This is a genomic window from Streptomyces sp. 4N124 (genome assembly GCF_052245395.1).
Classification (GTDB): domain Bacteria; phylum Actinomycetota; class Actinomycetes; order Streptomycetales; family Streptomycetaceae; genus Streptomyces.
Genome location: NZ_JBQQBS010000005.1, coordinates 129,191 through 143,922, shown reverse-complemented (window position 1 = coordinate 143,922; position 14,732 = coordinate 129,191). Strand labels below are relative to the sequence as shown.

Genomic DNA, 14,732 nt, shown 5'->3' with positions numbered 1-14,732 from the left:
CTTCCAGGGTATTACGTGACGGGTGTCACGTGACATGGGCGACGGAGGGTCTCGATGACGGACACCGACACCACCACCACGACCGGGGCCGACTGGCAGGCCTGGCAGGAGAGCTGGGACCGGCAGCAGGAGTGGTACATGCCGGACCGGGAGGAACGCTTCAGGATCATGCTCGACATGGTCGAGGCCCTCGTCGGCCCCGCCCCGCGCATCCTCGACCTCGCCTGCGGCACGGGAAGTATCACGGCCCGGCTCTTCGCCCGGTTCCCGGACGCCACCAGCACCGGCGTCGACCTCGACCCGGCGCTCCTCGCCATCGCCGAGGGCACCTTCGCGGGCGACGACCGCGTCACCTTCGTCACCGCCGACCTCAAGGCCCCCGACTGGCCGGCGAAGCTGCCGCATCAGTCGTACGACGCCGTCCTGACCGCCACGGCCCTGCACTGGCTGCACAGCGAACCCCTCGCGGCCCTCTACGGTCAGGTCGCGGGTCTCGTCCGCGACGGCGGTGTCTTCATGAACGCGGACCACATGATCGACGACACGACGCCCCGGATCAACGAGGCCGAACGCGCCCTGCGGCACGCCCGCATGAATCAGGCCAAGCGGGACGGCGCCCTCGACTGGGCCGAGTGGTGGCAGCTCGCGAGCAAGGACCCCGTCCTCGCCGAGCCGACCGCCCGCCGCTTCGAGATCTACGGCGAGCACGCCGACGGCGACATGCCGTCCGCGGCGTGGCACGCGCGCGTACTGCGGGAGAAGGGGTTCGGGGAGGCACGGGCGGTGTGGTGCTCGCCTTCGGACACGCTGCTGCTGGCGCTGAGGTAGCGGCACGCGAAAGGGGCGGTACGGAGACTTCCGTACCGCCCCTTTTCGTACGACCGTCAGAGCACCTTGGACAGAAACGCCTGCGTCCGCTCGTGCTGCGGGTCCGTCAAGACGTCGCGCGGGTTGCCGGACTCGACGACCACGCCGCCGTCCATGAAGACCAGGCTGTCGCCGACCTCGCGGGCGAAGCCCATCTCGTGGGTGACGACGATCATCGTCATGCCTGACTCGGCGAGGTCGCGCATGACGTCGAGGACGTCGCCGACCAGCTCGGGGTCGAGGGCCGAGGTGGGCTCGTCGAAGAGCATCAACTTCGGGTCCATCGCGAGGGCCCGGGCGATGGCGACGCGCTGCTGCTGGCCGCCGGAGAGCTGGGACGGGTAGCTCTTCGCCTTGTCGGCGAGGCCCACCCGCTCCAGCAGCTGACCCGCGCGCTCCCGCGCTTCGGTCCTGCTGACGCCCTTGACCTGCACCGGCGCTTCGATGATGTTCTCGAGCGCCGTCATGTGCGGGAACAGGTTGAAGCGCTGGAAGACCATGCCGATGTCCCGGCGCTTCAGCGCGACCTCGCTGTCCTTCAGCTCGTACAGCTTGTCGCCCTTCTGACGGTAGCCGACCAGCTCTCCGTCGACGTACAGGCGACCGGCGTTGATCTTCTCGAGGTGGTTGATGCAGCGGAGGAAGGTCGACTTGCCGGAGCCGGAGGGGCCGATCAGGCAGAAGACCTCGCCGGACTTCACCTCGAGGTCGATGCCCTTGAGGACCTCGACCAGGCCGAAGGACTTGTGGACGCCTTCAGCCTTGACCATTGCAGTGGTGCTCATCGGTCAACGCCTCCAGGCTGAGAGGGACAGCATGTTCGCCTTGATCTTCTGGAACGGCGTGTCCGGAAGAGTACGGCTCGAACCGCGGGCGTAGTACCTCTCCAGGTAGTACTGACCGACGCTGAAGATCGAGGTCAGCACCAGGTACCAGGCCGCGGCGAGGAACAGCATCTCGGCCGGGGCGCCGGAGGTCTGGCCGATGTCCTGGGCGACGCGGAGCAGCTCCGAGTACTGGACCACGGACACCAGCGAGGTCGTCTTCAGCATGTTGATGACCTCGTTGCCCGTGGGCGGCACGATCACGCGCATCGCCTGCGGGACGACGATCCTGCGCAGCGTCTTGCCGTGGGTCATGCCCAGCGCGTGTGACGCCTCGGTCTGGCCCTCGTCGACCGAGAGCAGACCGGCACGGCAGATCTCCGCCATGTACGCGGCCTCGTTGAGGCCGAGGCCCAGCAGCGCGGTCAGGAACGGGGTCATGAACTGCGACCACTCGTCCTTGTAGACCGGCCCGAGGTTGATGTACTCGAAGACCAGGCCCAGGTTGAACCAGACGATGAGCTGGACCAGGACCGGGGTGCCGCGGAAGAACCAGATGTAGAACCACGCGATGGACGAGGTGACCGGGTTCTTCGACAGGCGCATCACGGCGAGCAGAATGCCGCCGACGACGCCGATCAGCATGCACAGCACCGTGAGCAGGAGTGTCTTGCCCACGCCGCTGAGGATGCGGTCGTTGAAGAAGTAGTCCGGGATCGCGCCCCAGTTGATCCTGCCCTGGGAGAACGCGTAGATGACCCCGCCCAGCGCGGCGAGGGCGATGACGGCGGAGACGTACCGCCCGTAGTGACGGACCGGGATGGCCTTGATGGCCTCCGGGCCGGCCGGCGGGGTGTCCGCCGGCCCGTCCGTCTTGTCGATGTCAACAGTCACGGATGTTGCCTTTCAGTGCCCGCAGTCCTGCGGTCACTTGCCGCCGTTGATGGTGGCTTCCTTGACGGCGCCGTCCTCGACGCCCCACTTCTTGATGACCTTGTCGTACTCGCCGTTCGCGATGATCGCGTCCAGCGCCGCCTTCAGCGCGTCCCGCAGCTCGGTCTGGTCCTTGGCGACCGCGATGCCGTACGGCGCCGCCTCGACCTGCTCGCCGACCAGCTGGAAGTCCTTGCCGCCGCCGGAGGTCTTCACGGCGTACGCGGCGACCGGGAAGTCGGAGGAACCGGCGTCGGCGCCGCCCGCGCGCAGGCGCGTCTGGGCCTGCTGGTCGTTGTCGAACGACTCGATCTTGATCGTCTTGCCGCCGGTGCACTTCTTCGCCTCGGCCTTGGCGAGGTCCTCGGAGACCGTGCCGCGCTGCAGCACGATCGTCTTGCCGCACAGGTCGGACCAGCTCTTGATGCCCTGGTCGTCGCCCTTCTTCGTGTAGATCGAGACACCGGCGGTGAAGTAGTCGACGAAGTCCACGCCTTCACCGACCTTCTTGCCGGTGTCCGAGTCGATGCCCTCCTGGCGGTCCTTCGTGTCGGTCATCGCGGACATGGCCATGTCGTACCGCTTGGAGCGCAGGCCCGTGATCAGGGTGTCGAAGGTGCCGTTCTCGAACTCGAACGTCACACCGAGCTGCTTGCCCATGGCGGCGGCGAGATCCGGGTCGATGCCGACCGTCTTGCCGGCGCTGTCCTTGAACTCGACCGGCGCGTACGCGATGTCGGAACCGACCTTGATGACGCCCTTGTCGCGGATTTCCTTGGGCAGTCGGTCGGCCAGCGGTGCCGACACGGCGGTGTCGCCGCCGTCCGAGCCGGTGTTCTCCGTCTGGTCACCGCAGCCGGTGAGCAGCAGTGCGCCTGCGACCGCGATCGAGCCGACCGCTGCCAGGCGGGAGCGCGTGGCGGTCGTGCGACGGGTGGAGCGTGCGGTCATGGTGGGTTCCTCCGGCGGATGGGTGGAGTTGCCGATGGGGCGGACGGCTGCCGATGGGCTCGGTAGTCGCCTTGGGTCTTGGGTCGACCAGAGCACACCGATCGACGAGAGCACTCGCCTTCGAGTGTCGCGACCTCGTGTGATTACGGCATCTTGCCATTCGGACTACGCCATTCAGGGCGCCCCTCATGTCAAAATCGGATAACGGGTGACCCCCGAACCGCCCCAGGTCGGACATCGTGGCCGGACCTTCTGCGGGAATCCCTCGTTCCGGCCGGAAGATCTCCGGTGTCCGGCGGTGGCCCAGGACTTGTCCCGATATGGAGCCATGAGTCATGTCACCGGCATGTGACCTTCGCGTTATGGACTCGTCGTCGGCCCGGTCCGTCCGGTAAGAAGGTTCTTTACACCCCTCATCCGGGGCTCAGGGCGCGTGTGCGGCGCGCCCGTCGCGTATGTGCCCGTACGCATCACCGACAAGGGCCTTACGCGGTGCCCGCCCGCTCCTCAACCAGGAGTGGCCACCCTCAAACCATGAAGACTTAAGGGGTAAAGCAACGTGGCAGCGGAGATCGTCAATCCTCGCAGCGACAGCACTACGGACCAGGACGGCGGGGCCGAGCCCCTCGATTCCTTCGATCCGGCATTCGCGCTGCACCGCGGCGGCAAGATGGCCGTGCAGGCCACCGTGCCGGTCCGGGACAAGGACGACCTGTCCCTCGCGTACACGCCCGGGGTCGCCCGCGTGTGCACCGCCATCGCCGAGCAGCCGGATCTGGTCCATGACTACACGTGGAAGTCGTCCGTGGTCGCGGTAGTGACCGACGGTACGGCCGTGCTCGGGCTCGGCGACATCGGGCCGGAGGCCTCCCTTCCAGTGATGGAGGGCAAGGCGATTCTGTTCAAGCAGTTCGGGGGCGTGGACGCGGTCCCGATCGCGCTGGACTGCACCGGTGTCGACGAGATCATCGAGACCGTGGTGCGGCTCGCGCCGTCGTTCGGTGGCGTGAACCTGGAGGACATCTCGGCGCCCCGGTGCTTCGAGATCGAGCGGCGGCTGCAGGAGCGGCTGGACATCCCGGTCTTCCACGACGACCAGCACGGCACGGCGGTCGTGACGCTGGCGGCCCTGCGGAACGCCGCGCGGCTGACGGGCAAGGGGCTCGGCGACCTTCGGGCCGTCATCTCGGGTGCGGGGGCAGCGGGTGTCGCCATCGCGAAGATGCTGGTCGAGGCCGGGATCGGGGACGTCGCGGTGGCCGACCGCAAGGGTGTCGTCTCCGGTGACCGGGAGGACCTGACGCCGGTCAAGCGGGAGCTGGCCGAGCTGACGAACAAGGCCGGGATCACCGGGTCGCTGGAGGCTGCCCTGGAAGGCGCCGACGTCTTCATCGGGGTCTCCGGCGGTACGGTCCCGGAGGCGGCGGTCGCTTCCATGGCCGAGGGCGCGTTCGTGTTCGCCATGGCCAACCCGAACCCCGAGGTGCACCCGGATGTGGCGCACAAGTACGCGGCGGTCGTCGCGACCGGGCGCTCGGACTTCCCGAACCAGATCAACAACGTGCTGGCGTTCCCGGGGATCTTCGCGGGCGCGCTGCAGGTGCGGGCGTCCCGGATCACGGAGGGCATGAAGCTGGCGGCCGCCGAGGCGCTGGCCGCGGTGGTCGGGGACGACCTCGCCGCCGACTACGTGATTCCGTCGCCCTTCGACGAGCGGGTCGCCCCCGCGGTGACCGCGGCGGTGGCCGCTGCTGCGCGGGCCGAGGGCGTGGCTCGCCGCTGACGCGGGTGTGAGGTGGTGGCCCCGTCCGGTTTGGGCGGGGCCATTTCTTTGCCGGTCGTGGGGCCTTTTCGTGGGGTCATTTTCGTGTTTCTTTGCCTGGTCGTGGGGCCGTTCGGGTGGTTGCGGGGCGCCGCCGCACCAAACGTCCGCGCACGTTCGTGCAAGAGGGCAAGTGTCACAGGGCCCTGTTGTTCCGTGAGCCCCGCACGCCCCCTATCGTCGAGCCCATGTTCGCCGCATACGCTGCCCGAATCGACCGTGACCAGCCGCTGACCGGCCTGGAGTTGGGGGAGCGTCCGGCTCCCGAGGCTCGCGCCGGCTGGAGCGTCGTCAACGTCAGAGCCGCCTCTCTCAACCATCACGACCTGTGGTCCCTGCGGGGCGTGGGCCTCTCGGACGATCTGCTGCCGATGATCCTCGGATGCGACGCCGCGGGGGTCGACGAGGACGGCAACGAGGTCGTGCTGCACTCCGTCATCGGTCAGAGCGGGCACGGGGTCGGCCCCAAGGAGCCGCGCTCCATCCTCACCGAGCGGTACCAGGGAACCTTCGCCGAGCAGGTCGCCGTACCTACGTGGAACGTGCTGCCGAAGCCCAAGGAGCTGTCCTTCGAGGAGGCTGCCTGTCTGCCCACGGCCTGGCTGACGGCGTATCGGATGCTGTTCACCAATGCGGGGGTGCGGCCGGGAGACTCCGTGCTCGTGCAGGGGGCAGGCGGCGGGGTCGCCACGGCCGCGATCGTGCTGGGGAAGGCGGCGGGGCTTCGGGTCTTCGCCACCAGCCGGGACGAGGCCAAGCGGAAGCGGGCCGTGGAGCTGGGGGCGGTGGAGGCCGTGGAGTCGGGGGCGCGGCTGCCGCAGCGGGTCGATGCCGTGATCGAGACCGTGGGCGCCGCCACCTGGTCGCATTCCGTGAAGTCGCTGCGGCCCGGGGGCACTCTCGTCATCTCCGGGGCGACGAGCGGTGACCGTCCCTCGCACGCCGAACTGACCCGGATCTTCTTCCTGGAGCTCAAGGTCGTGGGGTCCACGATGGGCACCAAGGACGAGCTGGAGGATCTGCTCTCCTTCTGTGCCGCCACGGGCGTGCGTCCCGTGATCGACGAGGTCCTTCCGCTGGACCGCGCTCGCGAGGGCTTCGAACGGCTGGAGTCCGGTGAGCAGTTCGGCAAGGTCGTGTTCACGAACGGCTGACGGGTTCGTTTTCGCCGCACGCCAAGTCGCCGCACGCCAAGTCGCCGCACGCCAAGTCGCTGTACGCCAAGGGCCGGCCCGGTTTCGGGTCGGCCCTTGGCGTGCGTCAACCATGGTTGACAATGGGGTGATGTCAACGTAGGTTGACGTCATGACCGAAGCAACGGATCTCGCCGAGCGTGCGGGTGATCGCGACCCACGGGTCGGGCTGCGGGCCGTCGCCGCACTGCGCCGGCTGCTGGAGCAGCTGGAGGCGGTACAGGTGCGCAGTGCGCGCAATCAGGGCTGGTCGTGGCAGGAGATCGCCGCGGAACTCGGTGTGAGCAGGCAGGCCGTGCACAAGAAGTACGGGAGGAATTGATGTTCGAGCGGTTTACGAAGGACGCCCGGGCAGTGGTGGAGGCGGCGGTCGGGCACGCCGAGCGGGAGGGGGCGTCGTACGTCGACACCGAGCACATGCTGCTCGCCCTGCTCGACAGGGAGGGCAGCCGGGGGTCCTTCGCGCTGGCCTCGCTCCTCGGCCACGGCCCGGACGGCAAGGAGTCGGTGCGAGGTGCCGTCGTCGAGGCGCGGCGGCGGGGCGGCCTGTCGCGGGCCGACACCGACGCGCTCGCGGGCCTGGGGATCGACGTCTCGGAGATCGTCGCCCGGGTCGAGGAGGTCCACGGTGTCGGGGCGATGTCCGGTGACCGGCGCGGCAAGGGGTGGTTCGGGCACCGTCCCTTCACTCGGGGTGCCAAGGACACGCTGGTGGAGGCCCTGCGGGTCGCTTCCGGGCGCCGTGATCGGCAGATCGGGGATGAGCACCTCCTGCTCGCCCTGGCCGCCCGGCCCGGCGTCCCCGCCGAGGTCCTCGCCGATCACGGAGTGACGTACGAGGCGCTGACGCGTGTGCTGTACGGCGGGGGAGAGGCGAAGGCCGGCTGACGGGGTGGGGCGTTTCCTCTGGCAGTGCGGCTGATCCCGGTCGCCGCACTGCCCTACGCGGGCGGCGTCACCCCTTCGGTGTCCGCAGCAGCGCCCCGATATGTGCCGCCGCCGTCGACAAGTGGCGGCGGGTGTCGCGGAGTTGGTCGGCCGTGACGCCATGGTCGCGGGCCGCGTCGCGGATGTCGTCGCGGAAGCGGTCCAGCAGCCGGTCGAGGTCGCGGGCCGGGTCGCCGGTGGGGGCCTCGTGGGCCCAGGAGGGTTCGAAGTCGGCCGGGAAGTCCTCCGGGGTGTCGGAGTACTCCGGCTCGGCGGGCTCCGACTTGGCGGTGCCGGTCCGGCCGAAACCGAAGTCCCTGCCGAACTCCTTGCCGTAGTCCTTCCCGAACTCGCCGAACTCCCTGGCCAGTTCCGTCAGGCCCTCGCGCACGCCCGTCGGCCAGTCGCCCCGCGCGAAGTGGTCCTGCACCTGCTCCTGGACCCGTCGGGCGATGCGCTGCACCTCCTCCTGCGCCTGTGCCCGGGCCCGGTCCTGGGCCTCCTTGGCCTGGCGCCGGGCCCGCTGGGCCTCCTCGCGGGCCCGGCGGCTCTCGTCCTTGGCGCGCCTGGCCTGCTCCTTCCACTCCTGCTTGACGCGACGCATCTCCTCCTTGGCGGCGCGCCAGGACTCCTTGTCGGCGTAGTCCGCGAAGTCGCCGAGCGGGCCGTCCTGTTCGACATGTGCCTGGGTGCCGGTGCCCCGGCGGGCCTCGCTCGCCGCCGCCCGCATCTCGCGCCGCAGGTCACCGGCCGCGCCGCGCACATCGGCCTGGATCTCGGCGGCGAGTTCCGCGACGGACTCCCGGATCTCCAGCTCCAGGTCGGCCAGTTCACCGCTGCGGTCGGCCAGTTCGGCGCGGCCAGCGTCCGTGATGGCGTACACCTTGCGGCCGCCCTCGGTGGTGTGGGTGACCAGGCCCTCGGCCTCCAGCTTGGCCAGGCGCGGGTAGACGGTGCCCGCCGAGGGGGCGTACAGGCCCTGGAAGCGGTCTTCGAGGAGCCGGATCACCTCGTAGCCGTGGCGCGGTGATTCGTCCAGCAGCTTCAGCAGATAGAGGCGGAGGCGGCCGTGGGCGAAGACGGGAGGCATGTCAGAGCACCTTCTTGTCGGTCGTGCCGTCGGCCGGGGCGCTGGTGGCGCCGGCGCCCGGACCGGAAAGGGAATTGTCCCCCGAGCCGGCCTGTGGTCCGTCCCCCGAGTCATCGTGTGGACGGTAGGCCGAGTCATCGTGTGGACCGTCCGCCGGGGTGTCCTGTGGACCGTTCGCCGACGCGTCGTCCCCGGCGGCGTCCCTCGGGGCGTCCGCCGGTCCGGCCGGTGAGTCCCACGGCTCTTCCTCCTCGTCCTCCCTGGGCGGGCGGGGCAGCAGCGCGATCGAGCCGGAGACGGTGGTCGCGCGGAGCTTGCCGTTGCCCGGGCCGAGACGGCCGGTGATCTTGTGGGCGCCCCACTGGCCGTGGACGCGGAGTCCTGCGAAGGCGTTGGAGATCGTCCCGCTCGCGGTGTTCGCCTCGACCTCTGCGTCCGCCCGCTGCGGCAGCCGGATGGCGATCTCGCCGGAGACGCTGGTCAGCCGTACGTCCGTGGGGCCCTCGGGATCCAGGTCGACGATCATGGAGCCGCTGACCGAGTCGGCCCGCACGGAGGAGCCCGAGCCCTCGACCACGGTGAGGTCGCCGGAGACCGAGTTGAAGCGCAGATCGCCGGTGACGGCCTGGGCCTCCAGATTCCCGGAGACCGTGTCCGCGCGGACCGGGCCGGAGAGCCGGACGAGGGCGGTGTCGCCGGTGACGCCCTTCACCACCGAGGGACCGTCGATCCCGGAGACGACCGCGCCCGCCCCGACCACCCCGACCTCCACGCGCGTGGACGCCGGAACGGCCAGGGAGACCACGGCACGGCGGCGCCAGCCCTTGCGGTCCAGCCACTTGAGGAAGCCCTTCCAGGGCAGGTCGTCGTACGCCACCGTCAGCGTGCCGTCCTGCTGGGTGACCGCCAGCGGCGGGCCCTCGATCTCGGAGACCTCCAGGCGGGCGGAACCTTCGTCCGTCCCCACGACGTTCACCGTTCCGTTGACGATGCGCACATGGAGCTCGCTCACCGGCTCGTCGAAGGTGAGCTTCCTGGGCTCGGTGACGGACCACTCGGACATGGTGCAGACCTCCTAGCGGCGACGCGTCATATCGCGTCTCTTGCTATTCAAGATATATCGCGGATGGGGAAAGTCAAGACACTCGTTCTGGGGATGCGTGCGCCCTGAAAGTGACCAAACGGGGTGAATCGCCCTAACGTGTGATCATGTCGACGGAAGCCTCCCGTACCGCTCCCGCGCCGGGTGCCCTGCTGCTCTGCCGGGCGGAGCCCGAGTCCGTCGGCCCTGCCGCCCAGCTGCTGCACGAGCGCATGCTGCTCACCCCGGCCGGCGCGGAGTGGAGCGTTCTGGTCCCCGAGGGCACGCCATGGCTGCACGGCGGTGAACCCGTCGAGCGCGTCGTCACCGGCTGGGCCACCGCCCTGGCCGTCAGTGCCCCCTGGCCCGTCCTCGCCGTCTGGTGGGACGCCGACCGCGGCGGCTTCACCCTCGCGTCCGGCTTCCGCCGCCCCGTCGGCTACGACTGGCTCGGCGATGGCATCCCGGCCGGTGAGGACGAGGCCATGCGCACCTTCGCCGCCCGTCTCGGGCTCGACCCGGTGCTGGACATGCAGGCCCTGGACGCGCTGACGAAACCGGACTCCGCCGCCGACGCGCGCGCACGCGTGCGTGGCCTGCTCGCGGTCCTCACGCGCGCGGGAGTGGCCCTTCCGGCCGGCCTCGCCCCCGGCGAACCCGCCGACCGGCTGAGCGAGGCGGCCCGCGCCCACCCACAGGCGCGGATCGTGGAGTGGCCGGGCGGGCGCGAGGCCGTGCGCGCCAGACTGGCCGCCGTCGATCGCGGCCGTCTGGGCCCCTGGCTGCCCTGGTCCGGCGACCCCAGGGCCCGCGCCCTCGCCTTCGCGCAGGTGGCGGCAGGGCTGCCGCTGACGGTCTGGGGTGTACGGCGGCGCAGTGGCGGCTGGGTCGTCGCGGGGGCGCTGCTGGTCGCGCACGGCGCGCTCGGGCTGGCGTACGGGATCGTGCGCCCGCGCGACTGACGCGCGGCGCCCGCGCCCGAGCGGCCGACGCGCGCGCGTGTGCACCGCGCTCCAGCCGCGCTCCGGGGCCGGCGGAAACCGTACAGACCCCCGATTACATAGGCTGTCCTTCACTGCACGACCAGGACGTATGACGACGGAGAGCACCCCATGTACTTCACCGACCGCGGCATCGAGGAACTGGAGAAGCGGCGCGGCGAGGAAGAGATCACCTTCGAGTGGCTTGCCGAACAGCTGCGGACGTTCGTGGATCTCAACCCGGACTTCGAGGTGCCGGTCGAGCGCCTGGCGACCTGGCTGGCCCGGCTGGACGACGAGGACGAAGAGTAGATCCGATCGCCAACTGGCCCCTCTCGCCCTGGACTTCATCCGGAGTTAGCCTTCTTCCTTCTCTTGCGTAGCGGAGGACGGGGGCGTCATGGGTGGAGGGGTCGAACGGATACGGCTCGACGACGGGACCGTCGTATGGGCCAGAATCGGCGCGGCGGACGAGGCCGCGCTGGAACGGGACGGTTATCAGGACACCGGGATCGGGGGCCGGATCACCGACATGGCGGACGGCCTCTCCGGCACGGTCGGCGGCGTCGTGCGCTCCTTGCGCGCCGGTCTTGACCTCACGGCGCCGGTCGAGGTGGCCGTGACCTTCGGCATCGAACTGTCGGCGCAGTCCGGCAGGATCGTGAGCGCCATCGCGGGAGCCGGCGGTCAGGCCGCGCTGACGGTGTCCCTGACCTGGACCGAACCGGCCCGGGAGGACGGCGGCCCGGATCCGCGGCCGGGAGACGGCGGCGACGCGTCGAACGGACGCCTGGCCTCCGGCGCCGAATGAGCGCCCTTGAAGTCGTGGTGCGCCCCTCCCTCGCCCGCATCGAGGAGCCGGGCGCCGGGTATGCAAAGGGCTACTGGGGATCCGGCTTCTTCATCGCCCCGGGCTGGCTGCTGACCTGCGCTCATGTCGTGGGGAAGGGGGGAGCTGCGGTGTTGCGAGGGGAGGCTGCCGTCGGCGTCACCTGGGAGGGCGACGCCGGCACCGGCGCATCGAGCGCCACCACCGGTGAAGTCGTCCTCGCCAAGCCCCGGCCCGACGCACCCGAAAGGGCCGGCAGCAGCTGGCAGTTGCCGGACATCGCGCTCGTCAGGGTCCCGGCCGCGACGGACGCGCGGTGTGTGTGGCTCACCGACCGCGAGCCCGGCATCCCCGGCCCGGTCGGTCTGCACGGCTGGTCACGGCAGACCGGCGACGTCGGCATCCGGGGCGGCGTCGGCGAGGCCCGCGGCTGGGACGCGGGCGCGATGGTGATCGGCGACAGCCTGCCCGTCGACGGGCTCTCCGGCGGACCCGTGGTCGATCTGAGGTACGGCGCCGTCGTCGGCTTGAACAAGGGCCGCGGCCGGGACGAGGGGGTCGCCGTCCCGATCACCGCGCTGTACCAACTGCTGGAGCTGCCCGGCGGCGACGTGCTGCACACCGTGCTGCGCGAGCACGACCTGTACCACCTCCGACGGCTGTCCGACGGCCGGCCGGCGGATCCGGACTGGCCCTCCGCGCAGGCCGACCTGCCGGGGCAGCGCGGCTCGGCCGTCACCCCCGAGCTGCGGATCCGCCTCCACGGCCACCTCGCCCACCTCCCGCCGCCCGCCCGTACGGGCGACGTGATGCGCCTGGTCCACGAGGTCAGGCGCCTGGTGACGGACGAGCGGTCCCCCTCCCCGATCCTGCACGAACCGCACACCTGGCGGGAGGGCACCGGACTGTTGACGGGCCTGCGCGCCCCCGGCCGTGGCGACGGAAGGTCCCGCGTCGATCTCGAAGCCGTCCTGCTGTACGCGGCGATGGTGGCCCTGCACTGCGTCCGGGAGCGGCCTGCCGAGGTGGCGCGGGAGCCGCTGCGCGAGTTCACCGACTGGATCACCGAGCAGGCCCGCCACCACGACCACTGGGCGGTGCGCGAACACATCGGCCGGCTGCTCGACGGTCTCGGCCGTCCACCCGGTCCCCGGTCGGCCCGGCCGGCCCCGCCACCGCCCTCGACCCGCATAGACGTCCTCGTCACCATCGGCGACCGCCTCTACGGCGACCGCTATCCCTGGCGCGTCCAGCTCCTGTACGACGGACGCGACGTCACGCCGGTCGACGGCGACGACCGCGGCGTGCCCCTGGAGCGGCTGCACGAGTCCCTGCGGGAACCGCTCGCGCGGGCCCTGAGCCAGGGCGACCACGGTGAACACCTGGCCGCGGTCGAGGTGTTCCTGCCACGTCGGCTGTTCGACCTCCCGGTCGACGAATGGCAGCTCGCCCCGGACGACCCCGAGGACGACGAAGCCGACCTGTTCGACGAGCGATCCGTACCCCTCGGACTGCGCAGAACCGTCGTCATCCGCGACCTGAAGCGCAACAGCGGTGTACCGAAGCCCGACTGGCGCCACCGCTGGCGGGGTACGCAACGCGGCCGGCTGTCCGCCGAGCCGCTGTACGCCGACGCCCGGGAGGACGGCGGCACGGCCGGCGGTCAGCAGCGCAAATGGGCTGTCTACGGCCGCATGCTGGGCATGGCGGAAGGGCGTGTCCCCGTGCTCTGCGGCCCCGTCGGCAGCGGGGACGCCCGGGTGGCCCTGGAGGCGGCGCTGATGACCGGTCACTCCGTGGTGCTCTGGCGCCGGGACGGCCACGATCACGACGAGTGCGGCGACTTTCACGGACAGGCCGCCGGTCTGCTGGAGTCGGCCGGCCGGGTGGAGGCCCTGCACGCTCCGGTGCGCGAACTGCGCGTCCGGGCGGCCGATCTGGACACCGCGCGGGCTCAAGGCCTGCGGGGCAGAATCGCCGTACTCCTGGATCCACCGGACCGTCCGCCCTACGGAAGGGAGCCCATGCGACCGCCGTCGCCGGCCGGACCCGACAGCTGAGCGGGCCGTCAACCGGCATATGAGACAAGGGCGTTGGCCGACCGGATCGGAACACCGGGCGCCCTGGAACCTCGGCAGGCACGGTGGTTGGGCGGTAACGTCATACGTCGAACGGCCGGGCCCGCTGCATGATCACCAGAGCCGGGAGGAGCCCATGGTGAACGACTGGCGGATCTACCGAGGAGTGGGTCAGCCGCACGACGGTGTACGGCAGTTGCCTGCCCCGCCGCCGTGGCGCGACTTCGAGGGCGCGCGGAGCGGCCCGGAGCCCGGCGACGAGGACCCCAGCAGCGCCCGCCGGCTCGGCGTCCGCCGCCGCCTCGTGGAGAACTACGCGCCGCGTGCCGCCGAGGTCGACGCCGTCAACGCCGCGCTCTATCTGCGCCGTCCGCTCCTCGTCACCGGCAACCCGGGCACCGGCAAGTCCACCCTCGCCTATGCGGTGGCGCACGAGCTGGGCCTGGGGCGGGTGTTGCGCTGGCCGATCGTCAGCCGGTCCACCCTCCAGGACGGCCTGTACCGCTACGACGCGATCGGCCGGCTCCAGGACGTCCAGCTGGAGCGGGCCCAGGGCGGCGCCGGGCCCGCGGCGGCCCCCTCCGGCATCGGGTCGTACATCCGGCTCGGGCCGCTCGGCACCGCGCTGCTGCCCGCGGAGCGACCCCGCGTGCTGCTCATCGACGAGCTCGACAAGAGCGACCTCGACCTGCCCAACGACCTGCTGAACACGCTGGAGGAGGGCGAGTTCGCCATCCCCGAGCTGGAGCGGCTCGCGGACCGCGAACCCGTCGTGGAGGTGCTCACCCACGACGGCGAGCGCGTGTCCGTACGGGACGGACGGATCGCCTGCACCGCCTTCCCGGTGATCATCCTGACGTCCAACGGCGAACGGGACTTCCCCGCCCCGCTGCTCAGGCGCTGCGTCCAGCTCGAACTGGAGCCGCCCGGCGAGGAGCAGCTCACCGCCATGGTCGAGGCGCACCTCGGTGACGAGGGCCTCGCCGCCGGCCGCGATCTGATCACCCGGTTCCTGGACCGCGAGCCGGGCGAGGTCGTCGCCGCGGACCAGTTGCTCAACGCCCTCTTCCTCACCCAGCACGCACCGAACACGGAACGCCTCACCCGGGAGCGCATCGCGGACCTGCTGATGCAGCCGCTCGACCGTACGAGGTGAG

15 protein-coding genes are annotated in these 14,732 nt (G+C 70.8%); 10 read left to right on the top strand and 5 right to left on the bottom strand.

Annotated elements, in window-relative coordinates:
* Positions 1-54: 54 nt before the first annotated feature.
* A complete protein-coding gene (locus ACTWQO_RS07045) occupies positions 55-828 on the top strand; it encodes a class I SAM-dependent methyltransferase (RefSeq protein WP_443236349.1) in 774 nt (257 codons plus the stop codon).
* Between the two features lie 56 nt (positions 829-884).
* On the opposite strand, the gene ACTWQO_RS07040 is transcribed toward ACTWQO_RS07045, so the two are convergent.
* From ACTWQO_RS07040 to ACTWQO_RS07030, 3 genes are read right to left on the bottom strand one after another with little or no spacing between them, the layout of a single operon-like run.
* Positions 885-1,652 (bottom strand): amino acid ABC transporter ATP-binding protein, encoded by a 768-nt coding sequence (locus ACTWQO_RS07040; protein ID WP_443236348.1) that lies wholly within the window; start codon positions 1,650-1,652, stop codon positions 885-887.
* A 3-nt stretch (positions 1,653-1,655) separates the two neighbouring features.
* Positions 1,656-2,585, bottom strand: coding sequence for an amino acid ABC transporter permease (locus ACTWQO_RS07035; RefSeq protein WP_443236347.1), 930 nt, complete (start codon positions 2,583-2,585; stop codon positions 1,656-1,658).
* 33 nt (positions 2,586-2,618) lie between these two features.
* Positions 2,619-3,575, bottom strand: coding sequence for an ABC transporter substrate-binding protein (locus ACTWQO_RS07030; RefSeq protein WP_443236346.1), 957 nt, complete (start codon positions 3,573-3,575; stop codon positions 2,619-2,621).
* 559 nt (positions 3,576-4,134) lie between these two features.
* Between ACTWQO_RS07030 and ACTWQO_RS07025 the strand changes: the two genes are divergently transcribed.
* The 4 genes from ACTWQO_RS07025 to ACTWQO_RS07010 all read left to right on the top strand — a co-directional run bounded on the left by ACTWQO_RS07025 (position 4,135) and on the right by ACTWQO_RS07010 (position 7,478).
* Complete coding sequence (locus ACTWQO_RS07025; RefSeq protein ID WP_443236345.1) at positions 4,135-5,358, top strand: NAD(P)-dependent malic enzyme; 1,224 nt, start codon at positions 4,135-4,137, stop codon at positions 5,356-5,358.
* Between the two features lie 227 nt (positions 5,359-5,585).
* Positions 5,586-6,551: a zinc-binding dehydrogenase gene (locus tag ACTWQO_RS07020; RefSeq protein ID WP_443236344.1), complete on the top strand. Its 966-nt coding sequence runs from the start codon at positions 5,586-5,588 to the stop codon at positions 6,549-6,551.
* Positions 6,552-6,702: 151 nt separating this feature from the next.
* Positions 6,703-6,912 carry a helix-turn-helix domain-containing protein gene (locus ACTWQO_RS07015; RefSeq protein ID WP_210572430.1) on the top strand — a complete coding sequence of 70 codons (210 nt, stop codon included), beginning with the start codon at positions 6,703-6,705 and terminating at the stop codon, positions 6,910-6,912.
* Positions 6,912-7,478 carry a Clp protease N-terminal domain-containing protein gene (locus ACTWQO_RS07010; protein ID WP_443236343.1) on the top strand — a complete coding sequence of 189 codons (567 nt, stop codon included), beginning with the start codon at positions 6,912-6,914 and terminating at the stop codon, positions 7,476-7,478. Before ACTWQO_RS07015 ends, ACTWQO_RS07010 begins: the two co-directional genes overlap by 1 nt.
* 67 nt (positions 7,479-7,545) lie before the next feature.
* On the opposite strand, the gene ACTWQO_RS07005 is transcribed toward ACTWQO_RS07010, so the two are convergent.
* The gene (locus tag ACTWQO_RS07005; protein WP_443236342.1) at positions 7,546-8,607 is read right to left on the bottom strand and encodes a helix-turn-helix transcriptional regulator; all 1,062 of its coding nucleotides are present in this window, start codon (positions 8,605-8,607) and stop codon (positions 7,546-7,548) included.
* 1 nt (position 8,608) lies between these two features.
* Positions 8,609-9,670, bottom strand: coding sequence for a DUF4097 family beta strand repeat-containing protein (locus ACTWQO_RS07000; protein ID WP_443236341.1), 1,062 nt, complete (start codon positions 9,668-9,670; stop codon positions 8,609-8,611).
* A 146-nt stretch (positions 9,671-9,816) separates the two neighbouring features.
* Here ACTWQO_RS07000 and ACTWQO_RS06995 point away from each other — a divergent pair, with 146 nt between their 5' ends.
* The 5 genes from ACTWQO_RS06995 (at position 9,817) to ACTWQO_RS06975 (ending at position 14,731) form a co-directional block, all read left to right on the top strand.
* Positions 9,817-10,650, top strand: coding sequence for a hypothetical protein (locus ACTWQO_RS06995; RefSeq protein ID WP_443236340.1), 834 nt, complete (start codon positions 9,817-9,819; stop codon positions 10,648-10,650).
* A gap of 150 nt (positions 10,651-10,800) precedes the next feature.
* On the top strand, positions 10,801-10,980 hold the full coding sequence (locus ACTWQO_RS06990; RefSeq protein ID WP_152776632.1) for a DUF6104 family protein: 180 nt from the start codon (positions 10,801-10,803) through the stop codon (positions 10,978-10,980).
* 88 nt (positions 10,981-11,068) lie between these two features.
* Complete coding sequence (locus ACTWQO_RS06985; protein WP_443236339.1) at positions 11,069-11,479, top strand: CU044_2847 family protein; 411 nt, start codon at positions 11,069-11,071, stop codon at positions 11,477-11,479.
* Positions 11,476-13,557 (top strand): VMAP-C domain-containing protein, encoded by a 2,082-nt coding sequence (locus ACTWQO_RS06980; protein ID WP_443236338.1) that lies wholly within the window; start codon positions 11,476-11,478, stop codon positions 13,555-13,557. Before ACTWQO_RS06985 ends, ACTWQO_RS06980 begins: the two co-directional genes overlap by 4 nt.
* A 157-nt stretch (positions 13,558-13,714) precedes the next feature.
* Positions 13,715-14,731, top strand: a complete 1,017-nt coding sequence (locus ACTWQO_RS06975; RefSeq protein WP_443236453.1) for an AAA family ATPase — start codon at positions 13,715-13,717, stop codon at positions 14,729-14,731.
* Position 14,732 lies beyond the last annotated feature (1 nt).

Bases quoted from the DNA above. Each gene is read 5' to 3' on its own strand.
- ACTWQO_RS07045 (WP_443236349.1), top strand. From the start codon at position 55: ATGACGGACACCGACACCACCACCACGACCGGGGCCGACTGGCAGGCC.
- ACTWQO_RS07040 (WP_443236348.1), bottom strand. From the start codon at position 1,652: ATGAGCACCACTGCAATGGTCAAGGCTGAAGGCGTCCACAAGTCCTTC.
- ACTWQO_RS07030 (WP_443236346.1), bottom strand. From the start codon at position 3,575: ATGACCGCACGCTCCACCCGTCGCACGACCGCCACGCGCTCCCGCCTG.
- ACTWQO_RS07020 (WP_443236344.1), top strand. From the start codon at position 5,586: ATGTTCGCCGCATACGCTGCCCGAATCGACCGTGACCAGCCGCTGACC.
- ACTWQO_RS07015 (WP_210572430.1), top strand. From the start codon at position 6,703: ATGACCGAAGCAACGGATCTCGCCGAGCGTGCGGGTGATCGCGACCCA.
- ACTWQO_RS07010 (WP_443236343.1), top strand. From the start codon at position 6,912: ATGTTCGAGCGGTTTACGAAGGACGCCCGGGCAGTGGTGGAGGCGGCG.
- ACTWQO_RS07005 (WP_443236342.1), bottom strand. From the start codon at position 8,607: ATGCCTCCCGTCTTCGCCCACGGCCGCCTCCGCCTCTATCTGCTGAAG.
- ACTWQO_RS07000 (WP_443236341.1), bottom strand. From the start codon at position 9,670: ATGTCCGAGTGGTCCGTCACCGAGCCCAGGAAGCTCACCTTCGACGAG.
- ACTWQO_RS06995 (WP_443236340.1), top strand. From the start codon at position 9,817: ATGTCGACGGAAGCCTCCCGTACCGCTCCCGCGCCGGGTGCCCTGCTG.
- ACTWQO_RS06990 (WP_152776632.1), top strand. From the start codon at position 10,801: ATGTACTTCACCGACCGCGGCATCGAGGAACTGGAGAAGCGGCGCGGC.
- ACTWQO_RS06985 (WP_443236339.1), top strand. From the start codon at position 11,069: ATGGGTGGAGGGGTCGAACGGATACGGCTCGACGACGGGACCGTCGTA.
- ACTWQO_RS06980 (WP_443236338.1), top strand. From the start codon at position 11,476: ATGAGCGCCCTTGAAGTCGTGGTGCGCCCCTCCCTCGCCCGCATCGAG.